A 24,483-nucleotide genomic window follows, 5' to 3' on the forward strand; every position below is an offset into this window, starting at 1 on the left:
GGGGGGGTTTGTGGGGAAGGAGTGCATCGGTTTCCCGCCGGTGCGGCATATTTTCCTTCCACCGATGGGAATGGAGAGCACCTTGCTGGAGATCGATCGGATCACCGCGGTGGTCCGTGACGAACGTCCCTGGGGGGGCTTCGAACGTTACACCTATAACGAGGCGTCCACTGTAAAGATCATCCATGTCGAGCCCGGACAGCAGCTCAGTCTGCAGCGGCATGTCCACAGGGACGAGTTGTGGGTGGCGCTTGATCCAGGGGCCGTTTTCGAGGTGGACGGCGAGAAGTTCGAACCGGCGGTCGGTGACCGGGTCCTGATCCGGGCCGGTCAGACTCACCGGCTGAGTTCGTCGGGCCCCGCCACGCGCATCCTGGAGATCGCGTTCGGGCATTTCGACGAGGACGACATCGAGCGCTTGGAAGACGCCTACGGTCGCGTCTGAGCCGGCTTGGCGTGTCCGGCCCCTGCGGCAGGGCAGGGCGCCGGACACGCCTTGTGGTCGTGTGCCGCGGGACCCGCACGGCCGGGAGGTGCGCGGCGGCTCCGAGATTCCGGCACCGGCCCGCCGGCACCGGGAAACCCTGTCGCCGCAGGGGAAATAGGCCCGCTGCTAACTCTCCGTAACTGATTAAATACCAGCATTTTCGCCTTGTATTACCAGTGATCAGCGCTTATCTTCCGGACATAGTTGTGCATTTGTGAGCACCCGGAGGATGCATGACGGGCCGGCCTCGCGTTGTGATCATTGGCGCCGGCATTGTGGGCTGTGCGATCGCCGACGAGCTCGGCATGAGGGGCTGGACCGACCTCACGGTCGTCGACCAGGGCCCGCTCTTCACCACCGGCGGATCCACCTCACACACCCCCGGTCTCGTCTTCCAGACCCACGTCTCCAAGACCATGACCGAGTTCGCCGCCTACACCGTCCGGAAATACGGCGAACTCCACTTGGACGGCAGACCGGGTTACCACCGTGTCGGCGGACTCGAAGTGGCCACCACAGCCCCGCGCATGCTCGATCTGCACCGCAGACGCGGCTGGGCGGCCTCCTACGGCGTCGACGGCGAGATCGTGGACCCCGGGCGCTGCGCGGAGTTGTGGCCGCTGCTCGACCCCGACATGGTGCACGGCGGTTATCACGTGCCGGGGGACGGCCAGGCCGACCCCTTGGTCTGCGCCGAGGCCCAGGCGGCCCGCGCCGCCGCCAAAGGCGCCAGGTTCCTGCCGGGCACACGCGTCGTCGCCGTCGAGCAGCGCGCTGGGCGCGTCACAGGGGTGCGCGTCACCGTGGCGGAGACCGGCGACGGCGGCTCGAGCCGTACGGCAAGAGCCGCGTCCACCGTCATCCCCGCCGACGTGGTGGTGTGCGCGGCGGGATGCTGGGGCCCGCAGGTCGGGCGGATGGCGGGGGTCACCGTACCTCTGCAGCCGATGGTCCACCAATATGCGCTTTCCGCCCGGCTGCCCTCACTCGGGCCGTTGCCGATCCTGCGCCATCAGGAGCAGGGGCTCTTCTTCCGGCGGCACGGCGACCGCGTCGGTGTCGGGTCCTATGCGCATCGGCCGATGCCGGTGCGGCCGGCGGAGATCGCGGCCGGTGCGGCGTCGGCGGCGCGGCCCTTCACGGAAAAGGATTTCGTGCCCGCCTGGCATGAGGCGGTGGCGCTGCTTCCCGAACTCGGCACCGGCACTTATTCCGGCGGCGTCAACGGGGTCTCCTCTTTCACACCCGACGGTTTCCCGCTGGTCGGTGAGGCCGCGGAGCTGGAGGGCTTCTGGCTCGCCGAGGCGGTGCGGGTGACACACTCGGCCGGGGTCGCACGGGCGCTCGCCGAGTGGCTGGTGGACGGCTTCTCCTCGTTCGACCTGCACGAGTGTGAACTGGGGAGATTTGAGCCCGTGCAGTTGTCCCCCTCCTATGTCGAGGAGCGGGGCATGGCCATGTTCGCCGAGGCATACGACATCGTCCATCCGCTTCGCCCCATAAAATCGCCGAGGCCGCTGCGCACCAGCCCCTTCCACGAGCGCCACCGGGAACTCGGGGCGGTCTTCCTGGAGGGCGCCGGCTGGGAGCAGCCGCACTGGTTCGAGGCCAACGCGCATCTGGACCGGAACGCCGCCGGGGAGGCGGCACGGGACGCCTGGGCGGCACGCCACTGGTCACCTGTCGCCGCGGCAGAGGCCCGCGCGGCCAGGGAACGGGTGGCGCTGTTCGATATGACGCCCTTAACCCGTATCGAGGTGGCCGGACCGGGTGCGGTGAAGTATCTCCAGTGGATATCCACCAACAACGTGGCGAAGCCTCCGGGCTCGGTGACCTACACGCTGCTGCTCGACGCGTCCGGCGGCATCAGGTCCGACCTCACGGTGGCCCGCCTGGCGGACGACCTCTTCCAGATCGGCGCCAACGGCAGCCTCGACCTGGAGTGGCTGCGCCGGCACGCTCCGGACGACGTTTACATCCGCGACATCACTTCCGGCACCTGCTGTGTAGGAGTGTGGGGGCCGCACGCCAGGAACCTGCTCGCGCCGATCACCGACATGGATGTGTCCGCGGACGCCTTCCCCTACTTCGCCGTCCGCTCGGGCCACGTGGGCGAGGTGCCCGTGCGCGCCATGCGGATCTCCCTGGTGGGCGAACTCGGCTGGGAGCTCTACACGACAGCCGACCTCGGCCTGCGGCTGTGGGACACCCTGTGGGCCGCGGGCGCGCCACTAGGCGTCGCCGCCGCCGGGCGGGCCGCCTTCACCAGCCTGCGCCTGGAGAAGGGCTACCGCCGGTGGGGTGTCGACATGACACCCGAGCACACGCCGTACGAAGCGGGCCTGGCCTTCGCCCTCCGGACCGACAAGGAGTTCGTGGGGCGGTCGGCTCTCGGCGCCGCGCCCCAACGCCGGCTCGTGCCGCTCCTCACCTCACAGGTCGTCATGGGCGCCGAGCCGGTGCGTGCGGGCGGCGAGGTCATCGGCCATGTGACGAGCGCGGCCTACGGCCATACGATCGACCGGCCGATCGCCTACGCATGGCTGGCCACGCCGTACGCGGTGGTCGACACCGAGGTGGAGGTGGACTACTTCGACCGGAAGGTGAAGGCGATCGTGGCAGCCGAGCCCCTCTACGACCCGGCCAGGGAGAAGATCCGGCGTTAGGTCTTCCTCCCGAGGGCCGGCCTCCCCGGGAGGTACGGCACCGCCAAACGTTTGCCTGATGGCCGGGACGAGCCCGGTGTCGACCGCCGGCCCCAGGTGGCCGCGGGCAATGGGAGGGAGCCCTCCAACAACGTCGTGCGCAACCAGCGCAGGTCACGCCGCCGCCACCGGAACGCGCTGGACCGGCTCCCCTCCCAGACCGCGGAGCCCGGCCACACCGACGACGTCGCCGGACGTCTGGACGACGAGCGGGCGATGCGTCCCTGACCTGTGCGGGGTCCGGTCAGGGATGGGCGGTGTCGAGGTAAGGCGAGCAGGGTGCCGGGGGCCGGCCACCCTGGGCAAAGGCGGCGGTCCGAACATGTCCACGGCCGGTCGCCGGACAGCCGGCACCTTACGACGGTCGCTGTCCACGCCGTGTGTCGAACCTCAGGTATGACCCACGACCGTCCCATCACGTCTTGCCGGGTCATGTGGTTGCTTAGCGCGTTCTCCGTAGTTTCGTGGTAATTGCTCTAGTTAGGGATTACCTGGGCTTTACCTGGTTCGCCGGGGTGAGGAGAGTGCGGAGTGGGCGGACGAGGAATCCGGCCGGCCGTCGGTGCGGTCCTGCTGGCGGTCGTTACCGGATGCGGCGCCGTGTCCACCTCGGACGACACCGGTGGCGGCCGGCAGATCGCCGACGCCGCCGCCGACATCGGCACCGCACGGCGCGACCTCGCGAAACTCCAGGTCAAAGGGCGGGCGCCGATGACCGGCTTCGACCGTGAGGAGTTCGGCCGCGCCTGGGCGGACGTCGACGGCAACGGATGCGATACACGGAACGACATCCTCAAACGCGATCTGACGCAGGAGACGTTCGGGGAGGGGGCCAAGAGGTGCGTCGTGCTGAGCGGGACGCTTGACGACGCCTACAGCGGCCGGGAGATCGAGTTCCGGCGCGGGCAGCGGAGCAGCATGGATGTGCAGATCGACCACGTGGTGGCGCTCGCCGACGCCTGGCAGAAGGGCGCCCATCGGTGGAATGAGGACAAACGCCGGGAGTTCGCCAACGATCCGCTCAATCTGCAAGCGGTCGACGGGCCGCTCAACGGGCAGAAGGGCGCGGCGGACGCGGCCACTTGGCTGCCGCCGCACAAGCCTTACCGGTGTGCGTATGTGGCGCGGCAGGTGGCGGTGAAGGCTAAGTACGAGCTATGGGTCACTTCTGCGGAGAAGGAGGCCATAGAGAGGGTTCTGGTGAAGTGCCGGGACTGATGCCGGGGGACGTCAGGGGGCGCGTGTGGGGGGAGCACGCGCCGTCACCGTTTGCCGGATCGGTTATGTGCTGTGATCCGTACGGCGTCGCCCTGTCAGCGTGTCAGTCGCGGTCATCCCGGTCGTCGCGGTCGTCATCGCGATCGTCGTGGTCGTCCTTGTCGTCGTCGCGATCGTCGTCATCCCGGTCGTCCCGGTCGTCTTTGTCGTCGTCGCGGTCGGTCTCCTCGTCGAACTCCAGGATCCGGCCGTCGACCGAGGAGACGTCGACGTCGTATTCCTTGTCGCCCGCGCGCAGCTCGATCTCCCACTCCTTGGCGCCGTCGTCGTCCAGCTCGACGTCGACGACCTTCGCACCCGGCACGCGCTGCTGGGCGATCTCGACCGCCCGCTTCTCGTCGATCGCGGGGGTCTGCCCCGCCGGGGTCTGGGGGGTGGGCGTCTGTCCGCCGAAGGCGGACTCGGGGGAGAAGGAGGTGGTGGACACCGGGGACGGGGAGCCGCCGGTGGTGGCGATCGCGGCGCCGGTGCCGGCGATGGCGATGGTGGCGGTGACAGCGGCGGCCAGGGAGAACTTCGTCATTTTTCGCATAGCCATAGGTTCGCGCGACCCGAGATAGAGGCGCGCTGCGAGAACACTAACGCTGTGCTAAGACACAAAACCCCTGGTCAGAGCCCCAAAGTCGCCATCGTCGCCGGAAATCGGCGAGAGCTTTCGGAGCGGTGACCCGCCGGAAACGGCGAACCGCCGGAAAGCGGTGAGCCGCTTGGGAACAGTGAGCTGCCTGGAAAGCGGTGAGCTGCCTGGGAACGGCGAAGGGCGCCGGCTCCCCCGAGCGGAGCCGGCGCCCTCACATGGCCGTACCACTGCTGAGCGTGTCAGCCTCCAACCAACCTGTGCGGACATCGCCGTCCCACCAGGTAGGTGTCCATCCACACGGCCGGCGGAATGGCCGTGGGGAAGGGGTTGAAGGCTGAAACGCCCGTTGACCACCTCACTGCCGTTTCCCTCCTCCACCGCCTGGCGAGCCGTTTCGCAGGACCGGTTGCCTTACCCGTAGAGGCAACGGGGACTCACCAGGCGGGGCGGAAGGAGATTCTTACCCTTCGAGGTGCTGCGGGCACCCCATGAACGTTCCCTGGCCCCGGTCGCGAGATCGGTGCCGAGCCGGGGTAGCGACGCGGCGGCCGTGGAACGTCCGCTTGACGAGGAGAGCCGCTCTCGCGGTTCACCCCTCAGCTTGGGACCTTCGACAGCGGGGAAGTGGCGGTCTCTCCGTTGTCTTGGTCATGGATCTACCTTGGCGTGACCGAAGATAGGGCCACGCTGCGAGAGTGCTAAGAGATCGTTAAGGCGCTGATGGGCCACCCAAAACCAGTGAAACCGTGGCACCGCCGCCCGGCGTCGGGCCGATCGTGATGCTGCCTCCCGACGACTCGGCCGTGCGCCGCGCGATGTCCATGCCGAGCCCGCTGGACCCCGCGCCGCTCTCCCCCCTCGCCAGGGGTTCGACGCGCCGGAACCCGGGCCCCTGGTCGGCCACCTCCAGGAGCGCCCCGCTCGCACGAGGCGTCAGCCGTACTGTGAACGCGACGCCGTCGGGGGTGTGGGCGAAGATGTTGCCGAGCAGCGCGTCCACGCAGGCGGCCAGCTCGCTGGCGCTGACGGCGACGTAGAGCGGACCGGGGACGAGGTCAAGGAAGACCTCCCTGGCCTGGTCCTCGGCCAGCACCGACCAGAAGGTGACACGTTCTCGCACCACGGCGGCCGAGTCGCACTGCTGCCTGCCCGTCGTGCGCTGCCTGGCCTCGGTGATCACGGATGTGACCGCCCGTTCGAGCGCGTCCACCCGGGCGCTGATCTTGGCCGCCTCCTCGACGTCGCGCAGCGCCTCGGCGTCAAGGCGCAACCCCGTCAGCGGCGTGCGCAGCCGGTGGGACAGGTCGGCGGCGTTCTCGCGCTCTTGCGCCAGCAGATCGTTGATCCTGTCCGCCAGCCCGTTCAGCGCCACGCCCACCGCGCGCATCTCGGGCGGCCCGTCCGGCTCCGTCCTGGCCGTCAGATCGCCGGCGGCCAGTTTGTGGGAGACCCGGGCGATGTTGTCCATCGGCCGCGTCCACGCCAGGGCGAGCCGGTCGGCCACCACCACCCCGAACCCGATGAGGAGCAGCCCAAGGCACAGCAGCCCCAACCACGCCATCGTCACACCTTGCCGGAGATCGGCCTCGCTGAGGATCGCGCGCACCACCAACGGGCGGTTCTGTGGGTCGCGCACCGAGACCAGGATCTCCTGGCCGCCCCCCTCCGCCTCGGCGGTGAAGCTCCAGCCCCGCATCGCGAGTTCAACCGCGGGCGAACGCTTCGCCTGGCTGCCGATCTGGGAGCCGTCGCTCATGAAGACGGTGATGGGGTGGCCGGTGGTCTGCGACTGCCGTTCGACCGCGAGGTGCAAGTCGGCGGTCTCGATCCCGGCCACCATCGCGATCGACTCCGTCTCCTGCGTCGCCTCGTGGATGGCGCGGTTCTCCGCGACCGACAACACGAGGATGGCGAGGGGGATGAGCAGAGCGATCAGTACGAGCGAGGTGGTGGCGGTCACCAGAAGGGCGAGCCGGCGTCTCATGAGGGTTCGACCAGCTTGACGCCTACCCCGCGGACAGTGTGCAGGTAACGGGGGCGATCGGCGGTCTCACCGAGTTTGCGGCGGAGCCACGACAGGTGCACGTCGACGGTTTTGTCGGCTCCGCCGTACGGCACCTGCCAGACCTCGGTCAGCAGCTCCCGCTTGGTCACCACCTCGCCGGGGCGGGTGGCCAGGTAGTGGAGCAGGTCGAACTCGCGTGGGGTGAGCTCGATCACGGCGTCGTCCAGGGTGGCCGTGCGTCCACGTGGATCGATCCGCAGCCCGCCGACGGCCACCGTCTCGTCCGGGCGGCTCTCACCTGTGCGTCGCAGTACCGCCCTGATGCGGGCGTCGAGCTGAGCGGAGGTGAACGGTTTGACTACATAATCGTCGGCCCCCGCATCCAGGACGGGCACCATTTCGGCGTCACCGTCCCTCGCGGTCGCCACGATCACGGGGATGCGGCTCACGGCGCGGAGCATGCGCAGCATCTCCGTGCCGTCCAGGTCGGGGAGACCCAGGTCGAGCACGATCAAGTCAGGGCGATCCTGGACGGCCAGGCGCAACCCGTCGAGCGCGTTGGGGGACGACGTGACCGCGTGGCCTCGCTCGCGGAGGCCACGCGTCAGCGCGGTACGAATCGTCGCGTCGTCTTCTATAAGCAGGACATCGGCCATTTGGTGTCACGGTAGACGGTGCATGACAAAGCGCATAACCACGTTAGCGGTGCCTTAACCACGCCTTAGCATGATGCGGGGGATAGTGTGTTCAGTCCCTCTGACCTCGAAGGACTTAGGCCCTCGCGAGTTTCCAGGCCGCGGGCCGGACGGATCATCCGCCCGCTGTTGATCGCAGCCGGAAGGGGGAGTGGGTGTTGAATCGGCGTGTTCTATTGATCGCCGGGAGCTGGTTGGTGGCCGCGGTCATCGCGACCGTCGGCAGCATCGCGGTGATACGGCTCGTCGTGCCCGACCTGACCGGCTCCACCGGCGCGGCCCGGTCCACCGAGGACGTCACCAGGGCCCTGGCGCAGACCACCCCCGTCGCCGCCGCGACCTCCCGCCCCAGCCCGACCCCCACAGGCGAACCGAGTTCCGCGAGCGGCAAGAAGCGCGCCATCTCCACCAAGGGCGGCAGCTTCATCGCGACCTGCACCAACGGCACGGTCACCGTGCAAAACCTGTTCGCCGGCCAGGGATTCCAGCTCGACGACGGCCCCTACGGCACCGGCAAACGCGTGGAGGTGGAGTTCGAGTCCGAGCGGCTGGACATCCGGGTCACCGTCACCTGCGACGCCAACGGCATCCCCAGAGAGAAGATCCAGCAAGAGGTCGACGCCGACTGAGAGCGCTGCCCCGACATGGCCCGCACCCGCCCCCACAGGATGCGGGCCACCATCTTGATCTCATCGTCGTTCATGCGGTCACACACCCCTACTCCGTCCGAGCCCCGAACCGGGTTCCAGGCGGTATGCGGCGTTTAGATGCCGCGCAGGTCCGAGCCGAGGCGGCCGACCACGTCGAGGCTGTCGTTGAGTGCCTGGCGCAGTGTGGTGGCCTGGTCACTGAGGCGTTCGATGGCGGGGATGGCGACGTCGTCGCGGGCCGTCGAGGCGAGCAGGTCCTCATATTGGTGGGCCTGCTCGCTGAGGGCGCGGATCTGCTCATGCGCGCGATAGGCGAGGTCGGCGCCGTGCACGCTCTCGGCGTAGCGTTCCAGGGTCTCCACCCGCTCGGTCACCGACGCCAGCACCGTCTCCAGCGTGGCGGCGGCCGACTGGATGGCGGCGAAGACCTCGGGGGCCGCTCCCGCCGCCATGATCTGGGTCTGGGTGCGCCGCAGCGCCGACACCTGGGCGAGCGCCTTGGCGATCTCCCACTCCTGGTCGGCGAGGGTGCCGGCGGTGTCGTGGGCGTCCAGCAGGCCGGCTTGGCGCACCTTCGAGGAACGCACCGACTCGATGGCGTGCTGGGCGCGCAAGAGCAGGGCCGCGCAGTCGGCGGAGAAGTCCTCGGGGAGCAGGAGGTGTTCTCGGTGTTCCCGGGCGAGAAGGACGGCGCTGAGTTCACGCCACATCCTGGGGGCGTATTTCCCGGCTTTGGCGAAGAAGAGACTCACACCGATGGCGACGCCGGTGCCGCCGAGGACGCTGAGGACGGCTCCGAACCCGGAGTTCAGGTAGATGCCGGTCGCGACGGTGAAAGCGGACACGGGGGTGAGGGCGAAGTCCGCCGCCATCCGCAGTCCGAGGTCTAATCGGGACGAGGGCCCCATACGTTTGCCGTGGTAGTCCTCAAGGACGGCCTGCTGGTGGTCGCGGATCAGCGTGGCGACACGCTCCGGGGCCTCCGGCGAGATCACGAGCGCGGGGGCGGCGTCGCGTGCCTCGGCGGACGAGGGCTGCGTGGCGGCGCGCGGGCCGGGATCGTCGGCCACCCGGGTCCAGTCGCCGGGGATTGCGGTCTCGAAAGCGGTGTCGTCGCTCTCGATGGTGATCTGCGTGGGGGTCCTGGGGCTGGGCACTCGCACGACCGGAGGCCTGCCGCCTCCCGGGTAGCGCACGAACCGGCCGCCCTTGGCCGCCTCGCAGACGTATTCGCCCGGCGCGATGTCCACCCCGACGACGAACAAGCCCCTCCCGGGGATTGTCGAGGGGTACTTCACCTGACCCCTTTGCCCCAAGAACTCTCCCTACGTCCTACGGCACCGGAGGAAAGTGGAGCCTGTGACGGCTCTCCGCTGACGACAGTCGGCCGATGACAAGTTATCGAGGACGAGTCTCTCGGAGTCACTCGTCACCAGCGGTGACCGGTGCACGCTGACCGACCAGTAGTGACAGACGAGTAGTGACGAGTAATACCACTAGACAGCTTGAACAAGGTCAAGAATATCTCGATCTGTCGGATATTTCGGAGAGAGCCGAGCACCGAGCATCTTCAATCCAGGCCCACACCGCCCCGCGAGCCGTTCCCCTCCTGGTCAGCTGCCATGTGACCACCCCGATCCGGCCCCCGGCCGATCAGGCGCGAGCCGTACGGCACAGCCGGCGCACATGCCCATGGACGGGGGCTAGGCGGATCTTGACGAGACGGCTCAGACCTGCCGGTCCGGCCCCAGCTCGCGCCCGAACTCCGCGGCGACCCCAGACATGTCACGGGCGAGCGTCTCGCGGTCCAGAGCGTCGATGCGCTCCGAAGGACCCGACACCGAGATCGCGCCGATGACCCGCCCCCCGTCGCGCACGGGCACCGCGAGGCAGTGCACGCCGAGCTCCTCCTCACCGAGGTCCAGCGCGTATCCCCGCCGCCGCACCGCCTCCAGCTCGGCGAGCATGGACCCGAGATCGGTGATCGTGTTGGCGGTGCGCCGGGGCATGCCCGTGCGCTCTATCAGGGCCGCCACTTCGCCGTCGCCGCGGTCGGCCATCAGCACCTTGCCCACCGCCGTGCTGTGCGGCAACACCCGCCGCCCCACCTCGGCGAACATGCGCAGCCGCCGGGGCGACGGCACCTGCGCGACATAGACCACGAAGTCCCCCTCAAGCACCGCGAGGTTCGCCGTCTCCCCGGACAGCTCGACCATGCGCGAGAGGTACGGCTGCGCCCACACCGCCACCATCCGCTCGGCCGTGCCGCCCAGCCTGACCAGAGCCCCGCCCAGCGCATAACGCTTGTCCGACTCCTGCCGCACATAGCCTCGCGCGAGCAGAGTGCGGAGCAAGCGGTGAATCGTGCCGTACGGCAGGCCGGTCTGGGCGGCGATCTCCGACAACCCGGCCTCTCCACCCTGCCCGGCGAGCGCCTCCAGCACGTCCAGCGCCCGGTCGACGGCTTGAACCGTGCTCACAGCGATGCTCCGCCGGTCAGGGCGCTCACCGGCAGGGCGCGCAGGGAGGCGTCGAGCACCTGGATCGTGTGGGCGATGGGGAGCTCCTTTCTGCCGGTGCGGCGCAGCGCGGCGGTGATCTGCATGGTGCAACCGGGGTTGGCGGAGACGAGCAGGTCGGCCTGGGCGGCGAGCACATGGGTGGCCTTGCGTTCGCCGAGCTCGGCCGCGGCCTCGGGCTGGAAAAGGTTATAGGTTCCGGCCGAGCCGCAGCAGATGTCCGGCTCGGCGATCTCCTTGACGCGCAGCTCCGGGATCGCGCCGAGCAGCTCGCGGGGTTGCGCCCGCACACGCTGGGCGTGGGCGAGGTGGCAGGCGTCGTGATAGGCCACGTCCAGCCGCAGGGGGTGCCGCCGCGCACGCGGGCCGAGCTCGGCGAGGAACTCCGCGACGTCGACCGTGCGCAGCTCGGCGGCCCGCCGCGCCCACGCCTCGTCGCCGGCGAGCACCGTCGCGTAGTCCTTCATCGTGGAGCCGCACCCGGCCGCGTTGACCACGACCGTGCCGACGCCGGCGCGTTCGAACGCGGCCACCGTGGCACGGGCGAACCGCACGGCCTCCTCCTCGCGCCCCGAGTGCAGCGACAGGGCCCCGCAGCAGCCCTGCCGGCGCGGGATCACCACCTCGCAGCCCTCCAGCGCGAGCACACGCGCCGTCGCGGCGTTGACCCCGGGGAAGAACTCCCCCTGCACGCACCCGGTCAGCAGGCCCACGGTGGCGCGACGCGGGCCCACGGCCCGGACGCGAGGCGGCAGCCGTGTCCGATGGGCGGGCACGGGCGGGGCGAGCTCGACCATGGCGGCGAGCGAGGGATGCAGGGCGCGCAGCCGGGGGAGGAGCCGCCGCGCCACGGGAGCGCCGAGGCGGAGCGGCAGGCGCAGGGCACGCAGCCTGCGCGGGTGCGGGAACAGCGCGAAGACCAGGGCGCGCATCGCGCGTTCGCCGGGCGGCCGGGGGTGCTCGCGCTCCACCACGGCGCGGGTCTGCTCGATGAGCTTGTCGTATTGCACGCCGGACGGGCACGCGGTGACGCACGCCATGCATCCGAGGCACGCGTCGAAGTGGCCGGCCATGGCGTCCGAGAGGGGAGCTCCCTCGACGTGCTGCCCCATGAGGTGGATGCGCCCGCGCGGGGAGTCCATCTCCTCGCCCCACAGCACATAGGTGGGACACGTGGGCAGGCAGAAGCCGCAGTGCACGCAGTCCTTGATCAGCTCCGCGTCGATGCCGTGCGGTGGCTCGGACGGGGTCATCAGATGCCTCCCACAAAACGTCCCGGCGACAACGAACGATCCGGGTCGAACCTCTCCTTGACCCGCTTCATCAAAGGAAGCGCACCGATGTGCCCGAAGCGGTCGACCCGCCGCGCGATCTCCTCGGGCGCCGTCACGACCACGACGCGGCCCCCGGGTTCGACCATGTCGCGGAGCGCCGTGACGAAGGCGGCACCCGCCGCGTCGCCTGCCGCCGGGCCGTCGTCGGTGCGCAGGGCGATGCGCAGGACCGACACGGGGGCGGCCCACCCCCGCACCGCCGCCTCGACCCCGGTGACGCGCACGGTGCCCGCGACGGCCAGCATCGCGTCATAGAGGTCGTCCTGCCGCACCCGCGCCTCAAGCACGAACGTCTCCCCTGGCAGCCGCGCCCACTCGCCCGGAGGCTCACCGCCGACGCTCGCCCGCGTCCCAAGCAGCTCGCGTACGGCGGAAGCCCGGCTCTGGGCGCCCACCCCCTCGACCAGGCAGGTGAGCGTGTACGGCTCGCGCGGGTCCGGCCAGTCGATCTCCACCGCGGAGACCTCCTCCTGGGCCGCGGTGACCCGGCGGAGCAGCGGCCCGAGGTCCTCGGACACCGGGTGGGCCGAGGTGACGCAGGCCCGCTCGGCGGCCATGGGATGCAGCCGGAAGGCCGCCTCGGCGATCACCCCGAGCGTGCCGTAGGAGCCGGTGAACAGCTTGCCCAGGTCGTAGCCCGCGACGTTCTTGACCACCTTGCCGCCCGAGGTGGCGACGGTGCCGTCGGCGAGCACGACCGTGATGCCGATGAGCAGGTCGCGGGCTGTGCCGTAGCGCAGCGCGCGGGGGCCGGCGGTCGCGGTGGCGAGGGTGCCGCCGACGGTCGCGCCGTCAAGCGGACGGTCGAGGGCGAGCTCCTGGCCGTGGACGGCGAGCGCCGCGGCGAGCCCGTCCAGGGTGACGCCGGCCTGCACCCGCACGACGAGGTCGCCGGCCTCGTGTTCGAGCACGCGGTCCATGGCGCGGGTGTCGACGACCAGATCGCATCGCTCGGGCGGACGGCCCCACGCCGCTTTGGTGCGCCCGCCCGAGGGCACGACGGCGAGGCCCAGCGAGGAGGCGGCCCGCATGATCTCGGCGACCTCGCCGACGCCGCCCGGCGCGGCGACCCACGAGGGGAGCACTCCGGCGACGGCGTCCTCGGGGACGGCCTCTCTGACGGGCACTCCGGTCGCCTTGAGGGTGTCGAGGGGGGATCGGCCGGTCATCAGAACTGCTCCGCCTTCCCCGACTCCACGAGGGGGTGTACACCTTTCCGCACACCGGGCACCTCGCCGCACAGGCGCGGTGTCGGGAACACCTTGCCGGGGTTGGAGAGCCCTTTCGGGTCGAACGCGCATCTGACCAGCTGCATGGTGTCGAGGTCATCCTCTGTAAACATCTTCGGCATATATCTGGCCTTGTCGACGCCGACGCCGTGCTCCCCGGTGATGGAGCCGCCGTGCTCGATGCACAGGTCGAGAATCATGCCCGACACGTGCTCGGCGCGCTCGCCCGCGCCCGGCTCGGCGTCGTCGAACAGCACCAGCGGATGCAGGTTGCCGTCGCCCGCGTGGAACACGTTGGCCACCCGGATGCCGTGCTCGGCGGACAACTCGGCGATGCGGGCGAGCACGCCGGGCAGCGCCGTGCGCGGCACGACCCCGTCCTGCACGATGTAGGCGGGGCTGATGCGCCCCACCGCGGCGAAGGCCGACTTGCGCCCCTTCCAGATCGCGGCCCGCTCGGCCGGGTCGTCCGCGACGCGGATCTCGAAGGCGCCCTCCTCCCGGCAGATGCGCTCGACCTGCTCGAAGTGACCGGCGACCTCGGCCGCTGGGCCGTCCAGCTCCACGATGAGCACCGCCCCTGCTCCCTCGGGGTAGCGGCACGCGACCGCCGCCTCGGCGGCCTCGATCGCCAGGGCGTCCATCATCTCGATGGCGGCGGGCACGATGCCCGACCCGATGATCGCCGACACCGCCTTGCCTCCCGCGGCCACTCCGGGGAACGCGGCCAGCACCGTGGTCACCACCTCGGGCGCACGCGTCAGCCGTACTGTGATCTTGGTGGCGACGCCGAGCGTGCCCTCCGAGCCGATGAACGCCCCGAGCAGGTCGTAACCGGGATCCAGCGCGTCGAGCTGCATGATGTCCCCGTCGGGGCTGACGATCTCCAGAGCGAGGATGTGGTTGACGGTGAAGCCGTATTTGAGGCAGTGGGCGCCCCCGGAGTTCTCCGCCACGTTGCCGCCGATCGAGCAGACCTGCTGGCTGGAGGGGTCGGGGGCGTAGTAGTAGCCGTCCGCGCGGACGGCCTCGGTGACGGCGAGGTTGGTGACGCCCGGCTCCACGACCGCCCGCCGGTTGGGCAGGTCGATCGACAGGATGCGCCGCATGCGCGACATCACGATCAGCACTCCGTCGGTGCGGGGCAGCGCCCCGCCGGACAAGCCGGTGCCCGCGCCGCGCGCCACGAACGGCACACCGGCCTCGGCGCAGGCCCGCACGACGGCCGACACCTGCTCGGCCGTCTCGGGCAGCACGACGAGGCCCGGCGTCGCGCGGTGGTAGGTGAGGCCGTCGCACTCGTATGTGCGCAGCCGCACCGGATCGGTGATCACCCACTGGTCACCCAGGGGGCCGCGCAGGCGGTCGGCCAGGAGGGTGAGCGTGTCGCCGGGCATCGTCGTCATCTCTTCAGAATCGCACCCGTCACGGCATGCGCGCGTAGGCGGGCAGGGTGAGGAAGTCGGCGAAGTCGTCGTCCAGCGCGACCTCCTTGAACAGCGCGGTGGCCTGGGTGAACAGGTCCGCATCGTAGCCGGGCTCGGCGCGGATCCCGGCGAGCTCCTCCTCGATGATCTTCTCGACCAGCTCGCGGGTCACCGTACGGCCCGTGTCGTCCAGCGCGATGCCGTTCTTGATCCACTGCCAGATCTGCGACCTGGAGATCTCGGCGGTGGCCGCGTCCTCCATCAGGTTGTGGATGGCGACGGCGCCGCTGCCGCCCATCCAGGCCGCGAGGTAACGCAGCGCGACGTCCACGTTGTTGCGCAGCCCGGTCTCGGTGATCTGCCCGGGGGTCTCGGAGACCGACAGCAGGTCGGCCGCGGAGACCGCGACGTCCTCGCGGGTGCGATCAAGCTGGTTGGGCCGGTCGCCGAGCACGCCGTCGAAGACCTCGCGGCAGATCGGGACCAGGTCGGGGTGGGCGACCCATGATCCGTCGAAGCCGTCGCCGGACTCGCGGGTCTTGTCGGCGCGCACCTTGGTGAGGGCGACCTCGTTGACCGCGGGGTCCCTGCGGCTCGGGATGAAGGCCGCCATGCCGCCGATGGCGTGGGCGCCGCGCTTGTGGCAGGTGCGGACCAGCAGCTCGGTGTAGGCGCGCATGAAGGGGGCGGTCATCGTCACGGCGTTGCGCTCGGGGAGCAGGAACTCCCGGCCCCGGGTGCGGAACTTCTTGATCACGCTGAACAGGTAGTCCCACCGGCCGGCGTTGAGCCCGGCCGAGTGCTCACGCAGCTCGTAGAGGATCTCCTCCATCTCGAAGGCCGCGGGATAGGTCTCGATTAGCACAGTCGCCCGGATCGTGCCACGCGGGATGCCGAGGGTGTCCTGGGCGCGGACGAAGACGTCGTTCCAGAGGCGGGCCTCCAGGTGCGACTCCATCTTGGGCAGGTAGTAGTAGGGCCCCTTGCCCTTCTCGATCTGGCGGCCGGCGCAGTGGAAGAGGTAGAGGCCGAAGTCGAACAACGAGGCCGACACGGCTTCGCCGTCGACCACCAGGTGCTTCTCCGTGAGGTGCCAGCCGCGGGGGCGCACCACGATCGTCGCCAGCTCCTCGTCGGGCCGCAGCGCGTAGCTCTTGCCGCCGGTCTCGAAGTCGATCGCGCGGTCGAGTGCGTCGCGCAGGTTGAGCTGCCCGGCCACGCAGTTCTCCCAGAGCGGGGAGTTGGCGTCCTCGAAGTCGGCGAGCCACACCTTGGCCCCCGAGTTGAGGGCGTTGATGGTCATCTTGCGGTCGACCGGGCCGGTGATCTCGACCCTGCGGTCCACGAGCCCGGGGGCGGGCCCGGCCACGCGCCAGGACTCGTCCTCGCGGATGTGCTTGGTCTCCGCGAGGAAGTCGAGGGTGCCGCCCGCGGACAGCTCCTCCTGGCGGGTCTCCCGGGCCTTGAGCAGCTCCAGGCGCCGCGCCCCGAACTCGCGCTGGAGCGCGGCCACGAAGGCGACGGCTTCCGGCGTGAGGACTTCCTCGAATCGATCCAGCAGCGGGCCGGTGATCTCGACGCCGTCCATGCGCATCCTTTCCATATGGTGGAAAAACTCTTCTAAATTGTGGAACTGACGCTACTCGACGCCCTGAAGTGCGGCCAACCCGGGGGTCGTTCTCAGGGTTGACTCCCGGGGGGTCACGGGGGCGTCCCCGATAGGCATGCGCCTGAAGCTCTGTCACTGTGAGTAACGTGAGTGCTGACGGGGACCATCCGTCAGGCCAAGACGGGGCGGGCCAGGCAAAGATGCGGCAAAGTGCGGACTGCCTGGCCCCTTATTGAGTGGAGATGGGTTTGATGAAGCGGATGGCGCTGGCGGGCCTGGCGGTCGGCGCGGGGCTCTTGCTCACGGCGTGTGAGTTCGACGTGAACCTCGGCGCCTCGGAGCAGGAGGCCAAGACCTACGACCTCTCCGCGGATGTGACCCACCTCGTCGTCGAGGCCAAGGTCGGAGACGTCGTCGTCAACGAGTCCGACCGCAAGGGCGTACGCGTCACCGAGACCCTCCAGTGGCGCAGCAGCAAACCAGTGACCGAGCGCCCGGTGGACGACAAGAAGCTCACCCTGCGTTACACATGTGAGCGGGCGATCGTGTCCGACTGCGGCGTGCACTACAAGGTCGAGGTGCCCCGCGGGCTCAACATCCGCGTCGACAACGGTGTCGGTACGGTGACCCTGCGCAACCTCTCCGGGGAATTCACCGTCGTCTCCGGCACCGGCGACATCGAGGGCGCAGGAATCACCAGCAAGAGGGCCGACGCCGAGTCCGGCACCGGCCGCGTCGATCTCGCCTTCGCCGGCGCCCCCGACGAGGTCACGATCAAAACGGGCGTCGGCGACGCCAGCCTGCGTGTTCCCGACTCTGGCTACAACGTCGAGGGCGACAGCGGGCTCGGCGAGGTGACCGTCCAGATCAAGGACGACCCCGCCTCACCCCGCAGGCTTGAGGTGACGGCGGGCACCGGGGAGGTCGAGGTGCTCAAGTCCTAGGACAACGCTCATGGGACGCTGGGGATAACCAGGTGTCACCGGGCCGAGTGTCGTGTCACCATCGGGGAAGACACTCAGGTGTTCAGACGTTGTCACACAGAGATGACAGGTATGCATAACGACTCTCGTACTCGATTCACCCGTGACTCGGCGCGGCAGTGGGATGATCAAGACTTGGACGCGGCGCCCATGACAGGCGACCTCGACCTCGAAGACCGTCATGCGCTGCGGCGTGTGGCAGGGCTGTCCACAGAGCTCCAAGACGTCACCGAGGTCGAGTACCGCCGGCTCAGGCTGGAGCGGGTCGTCCTAGTGGGTGTCTGGACCACGGGCACGGTGCTCGACGCCGAGATCTCCCTCATGGAGCTCAAGGCGCTGGCCGAGACGGCGGGCTCCGAGGTGCTCGAAGGGCTGATTCAGCGGCGCCAGCGGCCCGACCCGGCGACCTACATCGGCTCGGGCAAGGCGCAGGAGCTGCGCGACATCGTGGAGGCCGAGGGCGCCGACACCGTGATCTGCGACGGCGAGCTGGCCCCCGGTCAGCTCCGGCAGCTCGAAGAGGTCGTCAAGGTCAAGGTGATCGACCGGACCGCCCTGATCCTCGACATCTTCGCCCAGCACGCCAAGAGCCGCGAGGGCAAGGCCCAGGTGGAGCTCGCCCAGCTCAGCTACCTCCTGCCGAGGCTGCGAGGCTGGGGTGGCAACCTCTCGCGCCAGGTCGGCGGCCGCGCCGCCGGCGGCGTGGGCATCGGTGGCCGAGGCCCCGGTGAGACCAAGATCGAGCTCGACCGGCGCCGCATCCGCGAGCGCATGGCCAAACTCCGCCGCCAGCTTTCCGGCATGTCCACCTCGCGGGACACCAAGCGGTCCAAGCGCCGCTCCCACGGCGTGCCGTCGGTGACCATCGCGGGTTACACCAACGCCGGCAAGTCCTCGCTGCTCAACCGCCTCACCGGGGCGGGTGTGCTGGTGGAGGACTCGCTGTTCGCCACGCTCGACCCCACGGTCCGCAGGGCACGCACGCCCGAAGGCAGGATGTTCACGATCGCCGACACCGTCGGGTTCGTGCGCCACCTGCCCCACCAGCTGGTGGAGGCCTTCCGCTCCACGCTGGAGGAGGTCGCCGACAGCGATCTCATTCTCCACGTGGTCGACGGCTCCCACCCCGACCCCGAGTCCCAGCTCGCCGCCGTGCGCGAGGTGCTGGCCGACATCGACGCCACCGGCGTGCCCGAGATCGTCGTCATCAACAAGGCCGACGCCGCCGACCCGGTGACGCTGGCCCAGTTGACGGCCCGCGAGCGGCACAGCGTCGTGGTCTCGGCGCGCACCGGGGCCGGTGTGGCCGAGCTGATGGCGATCATCGAGCGTGAGCTGCCCGTGCTTGATCACGAGGTGCGGATGCTCGTGCCGTACGGCAGGGGCGATCTCATCTCACGCGCTCACGAGGAGGGCGAGGTGCTTTCGGTGGAGCACACCGAGGACGGCACCATCCTGCACGCCCGCGTGCTCGCCGACCTCAACCATGAGCTGGAGCGTGTCAGCAAGCCGGTGGAGACGGTCTGACACGGCCCTCAAATCCCGCCTGACCTGGGCTTAGACCTCGGCGCCGGAACCCCTTCGAGGGTCCGGCGCCGAGGTGCTTCCGGCCATGGCATGAATTGATGGTAAATAGCTGAAAAATTGTGTATTTCATACTGGTTAATAGGTAACTTTGGTTGCTTTTTCGCGTGGCAGCATTGATCCGCGGGGTGGTGAGTGCCGGTCGGCGCAGGTTGGAACTGGAACGTGTTCCCGCTTCTGCTCTCCGGGGCATATGATCGTTGTTGCTTGACGCACTCCTGGTCGGCCGGGCTTTCGGTGCCGACGTCGTCCCCGCTGGGAGGGTGGCGCCGACCTGTTGGGACCGCTGCTGGGAACCCGTTCCAGTGCGCTCCGGGCGGGCCGAAAGGGCTCTCAGTGAGCGATAGAAATGGGGCAAAAGCGACAGTGGTAGTGCGGCGTGGGGATTGCTAGGATAAGCCAATCTTAACCAGACAATCCGTCGTGGGTTTTAGCATGGTGACTGCTGTGAGTGGTGTTGTGAGCAGGGGCCGAAGCGGGAGTTGTGACCAAGCTCCGAGATGCCGGGGGCGAGGTTCGTTCTCCGATCCGCGGACGGCTGAGGTTGGCCGGCGTTCTTCCCAATAACCCTGTACGGCGGGCCGACCTGTGAAATAACGTAACTGAACTGAAATCGCCGGGACATGATCTGGGCGATACGGTCACCGCACAACCTAATGGCGGATTAGAGCAGGAGACCCCCCATGTCATCCGGACTCGGAGCGGATCAGGCGGGCGCCGTGCCCGGCATGGGCTGGGAGCTGCCTTTTGTGTGGGTGGTGATGCGATGACCGTTCGCCTTCTCACCAACATCGGCCGCTTGTGGACAGGCAATGACGTCTGTAGCAACGCGGCTATTTTGGTGCACAATGATCGCATCGCCTGGGTCGGCCGAGCGGCTGAGCTGCCCCAGGGCGTTCCCGGCGTCGTCGACGACATCGTCGACGTCGACCACGTCGAAAACCTCGGTGGCGCACTCGTCACCCCCGGACTCATCGACGCCCACACCCATCCCGTCTACGCGGGCAACCGCTACGCCGAGATGGCGATGCGGTCAGGCGGCTGCACCCCGTCCGCCATCACCGCCGCCGGAGGCGGCATCGGATCCACCGTGACCGTCACCAGAGGCACCGACCCCTGGACCCTCTGCAACGGCGTGCGCGAACGCCTCCGCAGCTGGCTCCTCAGCGGCACCACGACCGTCGAGGCCAAAACCGGCTACCACCTCACCCGCGACGGCGAACTCGCCGACGTGCGCCTTCTCCGCGAGCTGGAGAAGGAGCCCATGATGCCGCGCGTGCACGTCACGTTCCTCGCCGCGCACGTCGTGCCACCCGAATACTTCGGACGCCAACGCGAATACATCGAGGCCGTCGGAGCCTGGTGCGCCGACGCCGCGGCCGCCGGCGCCGACAGCGTGGACGTCTACTGCGACGAAGGCCACTTCACCACCGAGGAAGCCCGCTGGGTCCTCGCCTCCGGCCGCAACGTCGGCCTCCTGCCACGCATCCACGCCGGCGCCTACAGCCGCCGGGGAGCCGTGCAACTCGCCGCCGAACTCGGCTGCGCCTCAGCCGACCTCCTCCACTACACCTCCGACGAAGACCTGGCGGTCATGGCGAGATACGGCGTGCCCGCCGTCGTCTGCCCCGCCACCGCCATGCAACGCGGCAACCTCCCTCCGGTCCGCCGCATGATCGCCCAAGGCATCGCCGTGGCACTCGGCAGCGACCACAACCCCGGACACTGCGGCATCACCTCGATGGCCCTGGTCATCAGCCTCGCGGTCTCCGCCTTCGGCATCAGCGTCGGCGACGCGCTCCGCGCGGCCACCCTCGGCGGGGCCACCGTGCTTGGCGCTCCCGACCGGGGCGTCCTTGCTCCAGGGCGGCTGGCGGACATCGTGCAGTGGGACGCCGACCACGAGGGTGCGTTCGCTTGGGCGTTCGGCCTCAAGCCCCGTCGCGTCTGGCGGGGTGGGGTGCCGGTGCAGTGACCTTTTGCTTGGATCGTGTTGTGATGCGGGTACGGTGACCGGGGTCAAGCGCAGGGCCTCGTGCCTGTGACGCTTGTACGGTGACCGGGTGTGGCGGGGGCCTTCTCGTGACGCTTGTACGGTGACGCTGTTCAGGTGCCGGCCGCTTGGTCTGTACGGTGACGCCTGTACGGTGACCGGGCGTCACGGGGGGCGAAGCCGCGACTTGAGCGACGACCTGGTCGCCAGGTGCTTCGGAGAACCTGCGTTCGATGGGTAACCTCTGCCTATGGCGTCATCGGTGGTAGTGGTCACAGACTCAACCGCTTACCTCCCACCCGATACGACCTCGCGATTAGACGTCACCGTGGTGCCCCTTCAGGTGATCGTCAACGGTCAGGCGTTTGACGACACAGATGCGTGTCCCGAAACCACCTCAACCTCGGCACCGGTTCCCGGCTCGGGCGATTCGCCCACCACGTCCCGCCCCTCCCCGGCCACCTTCGGCGCCGCCTATGAGACGGCCAAGGCCGCCGGGGCCGAAGCCGTGGTCTCCATCCACCTGTCCGAACACTTGTCGGGCACCCTGGAATCCGCCCGCAACGCAGCCGCCGGCGCATCCCTGCCGGTCGAGGTCGTCGACAGCGGATCGGTCGGCATGGGGCTGGGCTTCGCCGTACTCGCCGCCGCCTCGACCGCGGCCCGCGGTGGCACAGCGGGCGACGTCGCCGAGACGGCCCGCCGCTGCGCGGCGGCCTGCCGGAGCTTCTTCTACGTCGACACGTTGGAGTATCTCCGCCGAGGCGGACGCATCGGCGCCGCCGCCTCCCTCCTGGGGACCGCGCTGCTGATCAAACCACTGCTGCACATCGCAGACGGAGTGATCGCCCCGTTGGAGAAGGTGCGCACCGCCTCGCGGGCCATCGCCCGGCTGCAGGACCTCGCCGTCGAGGCCGCAGCCCAGGTCCGTCCTTCCGGCGAAGGGCGCGTGGCGATAGCCGTACAGCACCTCGGCGCCCAAACCCGCGCCGACACCCTCGCCGCCGACCTGACACGCCGGGTCCCCGGTCCCGTCGACATCACCGTCACCGAGGTGGGCGCCGTCATCGGCGCCCACGCGGGGCCCGGAATGCTGGGGGTCACCGTCGCGCCAGTCATGTGGTGAGGTGACCTGTCGGTGCGGTGGGCGGCCTTGGGAATGCTTGAGAGGCGACTGTTCGGCTGCTGTGGCGTGCTGCGCCATGGCCTGGGGCCGAGCGTTCCCTGGGTTAGGTGCGGCAAGCCCGCCTGAGCCAGGGAGCGTGCTTGGGAAACGCTGTAGAGGCGTCGCCCCTAGACAAAACGGACTCCTCGCCACCCCCTCACGACACTTGGGCAAAGGGAACATCCTTGGCCGCGGGGGCGAGCTCGGCGACCTTTGTCGTGGTGGAGATGGTGATGTAGCGGCCACCTTCGGACGACGCGTAGGACGTGGTGGTGGGGCCCGGCACACCACCCTGAATAGGACCGATCAACCCCTTGCGCGGCGGGGCAGGAGCGGGAGTCGCCGACGGAGCGCTCAACGCGTCCAGCAGGTGGACGCCGACCAGTTTGCCGCTGAACAGCGCATGGAAGAAGCGGTTAAGGTCGCGGCTCGTGGAGATCATCTCACCGGAGGCATCCACGATGGTGGGATTGAACCGGTGTACGACGTGCAGTTTGCCTTTCCCGTGAGGTGATATCCGGGCGGATGGGGGCCTTTGAAGTGGTTCGTGTCCCGGGTAGGTAGCTGTGCTTCATGCCTACCGGGAGGATGACCCGTTTCTTGACCTCCGAACGCCATGAATTGCCAGTGCCCTCTTAAGCGATCATGGCGAGAAGGAAGTAGCCGGTGTTGGAGTAGGAGAACTTCTCGCCCGGTTCTTGAGTGTTCGGCATCTTGCGATAGGTATTAAGAATGTCGGCCGGCTTATATAGCGTGGAATCCTGAAAATAAACTGGGTCTTGCATCAGAACTTCAGCGTAATCCGGGATCCCTGCCGTGTGATTGATCAACCGTCCCAGAGTGATCTCGTCGGCCTGCTCTACCAGATCGACTACTTGCGTCAACAACGTCGAGAGCCTGTCGTCGGGCCTCAACCTGCCTTCATGGACAAGTCGCAGGATCGCCGTCGCCATTACGGGTTTCGTCATGGATCCAATCCGGAAACGCACCCCCGGCGGCCCCCTGCCCGTTCGCGTCGAAACGCCGGCTCCCACTGGATGCCCGCCAGAGCTCACCCCTTACCTGCGCCTCGGCGATCGCGGCGATCACCTGAGGGGAGTCGGCCGGTTTGTCCATTTCCCGCTGCAGGTGACTCCCCGGCGCCCTGGCAGTGTGAGCAGCAGGAGGCAAGGTGACCAAAGCCGGGGTGGTCCCGGTGAGGACCGTCAAGGACACGGCACGCTTCATAGGCGTCCCTTGTGTGCTGGTGGTTGGTATTTCGGTCGTGCCGCATCAATTAGGGACAGGCGTTTATGTGCGATGTAGTCGGCCTTATGGGTTGCCGGATGTAGTGGCATGCCCTCGGATCGTCGGGCCGGAGAACGACTTCCCCTCCTTCTCCAGGCGTAAGGGGAACCCCGGGCCTCCGCCCCCAGTCGACTCGGGGAGTTGCCTCCATGGGTAGTAGCCAAACCTGTCATCCCATCCCTGACCGGAATGCGGCATTCGAGGCTCGCAGTGCCCTTCCGTGGTGGTCAGGCTCGGAGACCTGCGCTTTCAGCTGGAATTGTGAGCTCTGCAGCCTTCGCTCCTGTCCGGATCGGTTTCATGGCTCCCTACTCCAGCTCTTGCGGCCAGGCTTGGGATCCACACTTGGAGATGGAAAGTGAGCCTCCGGGGCCTTTGTCATCTAATGGGTGGGGCAGGCATGGGGTCTCCCTTTTTCGGCTACCGCAGTGAGGCACGGGTGGCCACGCTTCAGCCGGAACGGCGAAGCTCTGAGGCCTTCGGGCTCAACCAGCTCGGCCAGGCTCGGTCCCCTTCTCTAGCCGAAGCATGCCTGCTCAGGCCCCTCGTTTCTGGCCCGGAACTGCTGGCGGCTGCGCGTCTGATGCCCTCAGCCTGGCCGCGGGCGATCAACGAGGTGACTTATCCACAGCCTGAGCTGAGCCGCTGGCCTTTTCCACAGAATGCCGCGCAGGCCCGCCGGACGAACTTCGAGTCCCTACCTTGGTCGGCATGCGCGGAGCTCAACGAAAGACCCAGCAGGCCAATGCCGAGGCCCGCCTCCGGGCCGTCGTGACAAGCACTCCCGACCGCCCTCCGAGGGTGTCGAAGCCGGCCCAGCCGCTCTGCAAGCCAGTGGCCGACTTGTCCGACCGCTCACCGGGCTTGCCTGTCAACTCGACAGACCAAAAAGACAGCTATGCAGCAACCGTCGCTGCGGCAAACGCCGTGCCCAACTCAAGTCGGCCCTCGAC

General features: G+C 68.7%; 20 protein-coding genes. 9 read left to right on the plus strand and 11 right to left on the minus strand.

All coding sequences use genetic code 11. From position 1 onward, the window contains the following. The first annotated feature begins 82 nt into the window (after positions 1 to 82). The 4 genes from Ssi02_RS00740 (at position 83) to Ssi02_RS00755 (ending at position 4,410) form a co-directional block, all read left to right on the plus strand. On the plus strand, positions 83 to 445 hold the full coding sequence (locus Ssi02_RS00740) for a phosphomannose isomerase type II C-terminal cupin domain (protein ID WP_239128480.1): 363 nt from the start codon (positions 83 to 85) through the stop codon (positions 443 to 445). A 275-nt stretch (positions 446 to 720) separates the two neighbouring features. Beyond that, positions 721 to 3,153 carry a GcvT family protein gene (locus Ssi02_RS00745; protein WP_204019936.1) on the plus strand — a complete coding sequence of 811 codons (2,433 nt, stop codon included), beginning with the start codon at positions 721 to 723 and terminating at the stop codon, positions 3,151 to 3,153. A 51-nt stretch (positions 3,154 to 3,204) separates the two neighbouring features. Continuing rightward, entirely contained in the window at positions 3,205 to 3,420 is a 216-nt protein-coding gene (locus Ssi02_RS00750) for a hypothetical protein (protein WP_204019938.1), read from the plus strand. Between the two features lie 303 nt (positions 3,421 to 3,723). Beyond that, positions 3,724 to 4,410 (plus strand): HNH endonuclease family protein, encoded by a 687-nt coding sequence (locus Ssi02_RS00755; RefSeq protein ID WP_239128481.1) that lies wholly within the window; start codon positions 3,724 to 3,726, stop codon positions 4,408 to 4,410. Positions 4,411 to 4,513: 103 nt separating this feature from the next. Here the strand turns inward: Ssi02_RS00755 and Ssi02_RS00760 are convergent, their stop codons facing one another. From Ssi02_RS00760 to Ssi02_RS00770, 3 genes are all read right to left on the minus strand, one after another. Next, positions 4,514 to 4,993: a PepSY domain-containing protein gene (locus Ssi02_RS00760; protein ID WP_204019940.1), complete on the minus strand. Its 480-nt coding sequence runs from the start codon at positions 4,991 to 4,993 to the stop codon at positions 4,514 to 4,516. A gap of 766 nt (positions 4,994 to 5,759) precedes the next feature. Beyond that, on the minus strand, positions 5,760 to 7,034 hold the full coding sequence (locus Ssi02_RS00765) for a sensor histidine kinase (protein WP_204019943.1): 1,275 nt from the start codon (positions 7,032 to 7,034) through the stop codon (positions 5,760 to 5,762). Then, a complete protein-coding gene (locus Ssi02_RS00770) occupies positions 7,031 to 7,711 on the minus strand; it encodes a response regulator transcription factor (protein WP_204019945.1) in 681 nt (226 codons plus the stop codon). Before Ssi02_RS00770 ends, Ssi02_RS00765 begins: the two co-directional genes overlap by 4 nt. Before the next feature lie 194 nt (positions 7,712 to 7,905). On the opposite strand from Ssi02_RS00770, the gene Ssi02_RS00775 reads away from it, so the two are divergent. Beyond that, a complete protein-coding gene (locus tag Ssi02_RS00775; RefSeq protein WP_204019947.1) occupies positions 7,906 to 8,379 on the plus strand; it encodes a hypothetical protein in 474 nt (157 codons plus the stop codon). A 134-nt stretch (positions 8,380 to 8,513) separates the two neighbouring features. On the opposite strand, the gene Ssi02_RS00780 is transcribed toward Ssi02_RS00775, so the two are convergent. From Ssi02_RS00780 to aceB, 6 genes are all read right to left on the minus strand, one after another. After that, positions 8,514 to 9,698 (minus strand): Rv1352/Rv1906c domain-containing protein, encoded by a 1,185-nt coding sequence (locus Ssi02_RS00780; protein WP_507763431.1) that lies wholly within the window; start codon positions 9,696 to 9,698, stop codon positions 8,514 to 8,516. A 429-nt stretch (positions 9,699 to 10,127) separates the two neighbouring features. Further along, entirely contained in the window at positions 10,128 to 10,880 is a 753-nt protein-coding gene (locus tag Ssi02_RS00785) for an IclR family transcriptional regulator (RefSeq protein ID WP_204019950.1), read from the minus strand. Further along, entirely contained in the window at positions 10,877 to 12,172 is a 1,296-nt protein-coding gene (locus tag Ssi02_RS00790; RefSeq protein WP_204019952.1) for a (Fe-S)-binding protein, read from the minus strand. The genes Ssi02_RS00785 and Ssi02_RS00790 overlap by 4 nt, the downstream gene beginning before the upstream one ends. Then, entirely contained in the window at positions 12,172 to 13,422 is a 1,251-nt protein-coding gene (locus Ssi02_RS00795; protein WP_204019955.1) for an FAD-binding oxidoreductase, read from the minus strand. Before Ssi02_RS00795 ends, Ssi02_RS00790 begins: the two co-directional genes overlap by 1 nt. Then, on the minus strand, positions 13,422 to 14,888 hold the full coding sequence (locus Ssi02_RS00800) for an FAD-linked oxidase C-terminal domain-containing protein (protein ID WP_373870059.1): 1,467 nt from the start codon (positions 14,886 to 14,888) through the stop codon (positions 13,422 to 13,424). Before Ssi02_RS00800 ends, Ssi02_RS00795 begins: the two co-directional genes overlap by 1 nt. A gap of 19 nt (positions 14,889 to 14,907) precedes the next feature. Then, positions 14,908 to 16,497 carry a malate synthase A gene (gene aceB / locus Ssi02_RS00805; protein ID WP_204019958.1) on the minus strand — a complete coding sequence of 530 codons (1,590 nt, stop codon included), beginning with the start codon at positions 16,495 to 16,497 and terminating at the stop codon, positions 14,908 to 14,910. A gap of 263 nt (positions 16,498 to 16,760) precedes the next feature. Between aceB and Ssi02_RS00810 the strand changes: the two genes are divergently transcribed. The 4 genes from Ssi02_RS00810 (at position 16,761) to Ssi02_RS00825 (ending at position 22,204) form a co-directional block, all read left to right on the plus strand. Next, positions 16,761 to 17,462, plus strand: coding sequence for a DUF4097 family beta strand repeat-containing protein (locus Ssi02_RS00810; RefSeq protein WP_204019960.1), 702 nt, complete (start codon positions 16,761 to 16,763; stop codon positions 17,460 to 17,462). A gap of 189 nt (positions 17,463 to 17,651) precedes the next feature. Beyond that, a complete protein-coding gene (gene hflX / locus Ssi02_RS00815; protein WP_239128488.1) occupies positions 17,652 to 19,028 on the plus strand; it encodes a GTPase HflX in 1,377 nt (458 codons plus the stop codon). An 823-nt stretch (positions 19,029 to 19,851) separates the two neighbouring features. Further along, positions 19,852 to 21,060 (plus strand): imidazolonepropionase, encoded by a 1,209-nt coding sequence (gene hutI / locus Ssi02_RS00820; RefSeq protein ID WP_204019964.1) that lies wholly within the window; start codon positions 19,852 to 19,854, stop codon positions 21,058 to 21,060. A gap of 268 nt (positions 21,061 to 21,328) precedes the next feature. Beyond that, positions 21,329 to 22,204, plus strand: coding sequence for a DegV family protein (locus tag Ssi02_RS00825; protein ID WP_204019966.1), 876 nt, complete (start codon positions 21,329 to 21,331; stop codon positions 22,202 to 22,204). 196 nt (positions 22,205 to 22,400) lie between these two features. Here the strand turns inward: Ssi02_RS00825 and Ssi02_RS00830 are convergent, their stop codons facing one another. After that, complete coding sequence (locus tag Ssi02_RS00830) at positions 22,401 to 22,685, minus strand: hypothetical protein (RefSeq protein WP_204019968.1); 285 nt, start codon at positions 22,683 to 22,685, stop codon at positions 22,401 to 22,403. Between the two features lie 193 nt (positions 22,686 to 22,878). Further along, complete coding sequence (locus Ssi02_RS00835) at positions 22,879 to 23,298, minus strand: serine hydrolase domain-containing protein (RefSeq protein ID WP_307825571.1); 420 nt, start codon at positions 23,296 to 23,298, stop codon at positions 22,879 to 22,881. Positions 23,299 to 24,483 lie beyond the last annotated feature (1,185 nt).

It is taken from the genome of Sinosporangium siamense (genome assembly GCF_016863435.1).
Lineage (GTDB): Bacteria > Actinomycetota > Actinomycetes > Streptosporangiales > Streptosporangiaceae > Sinosporangium > Sinosporangium siamense.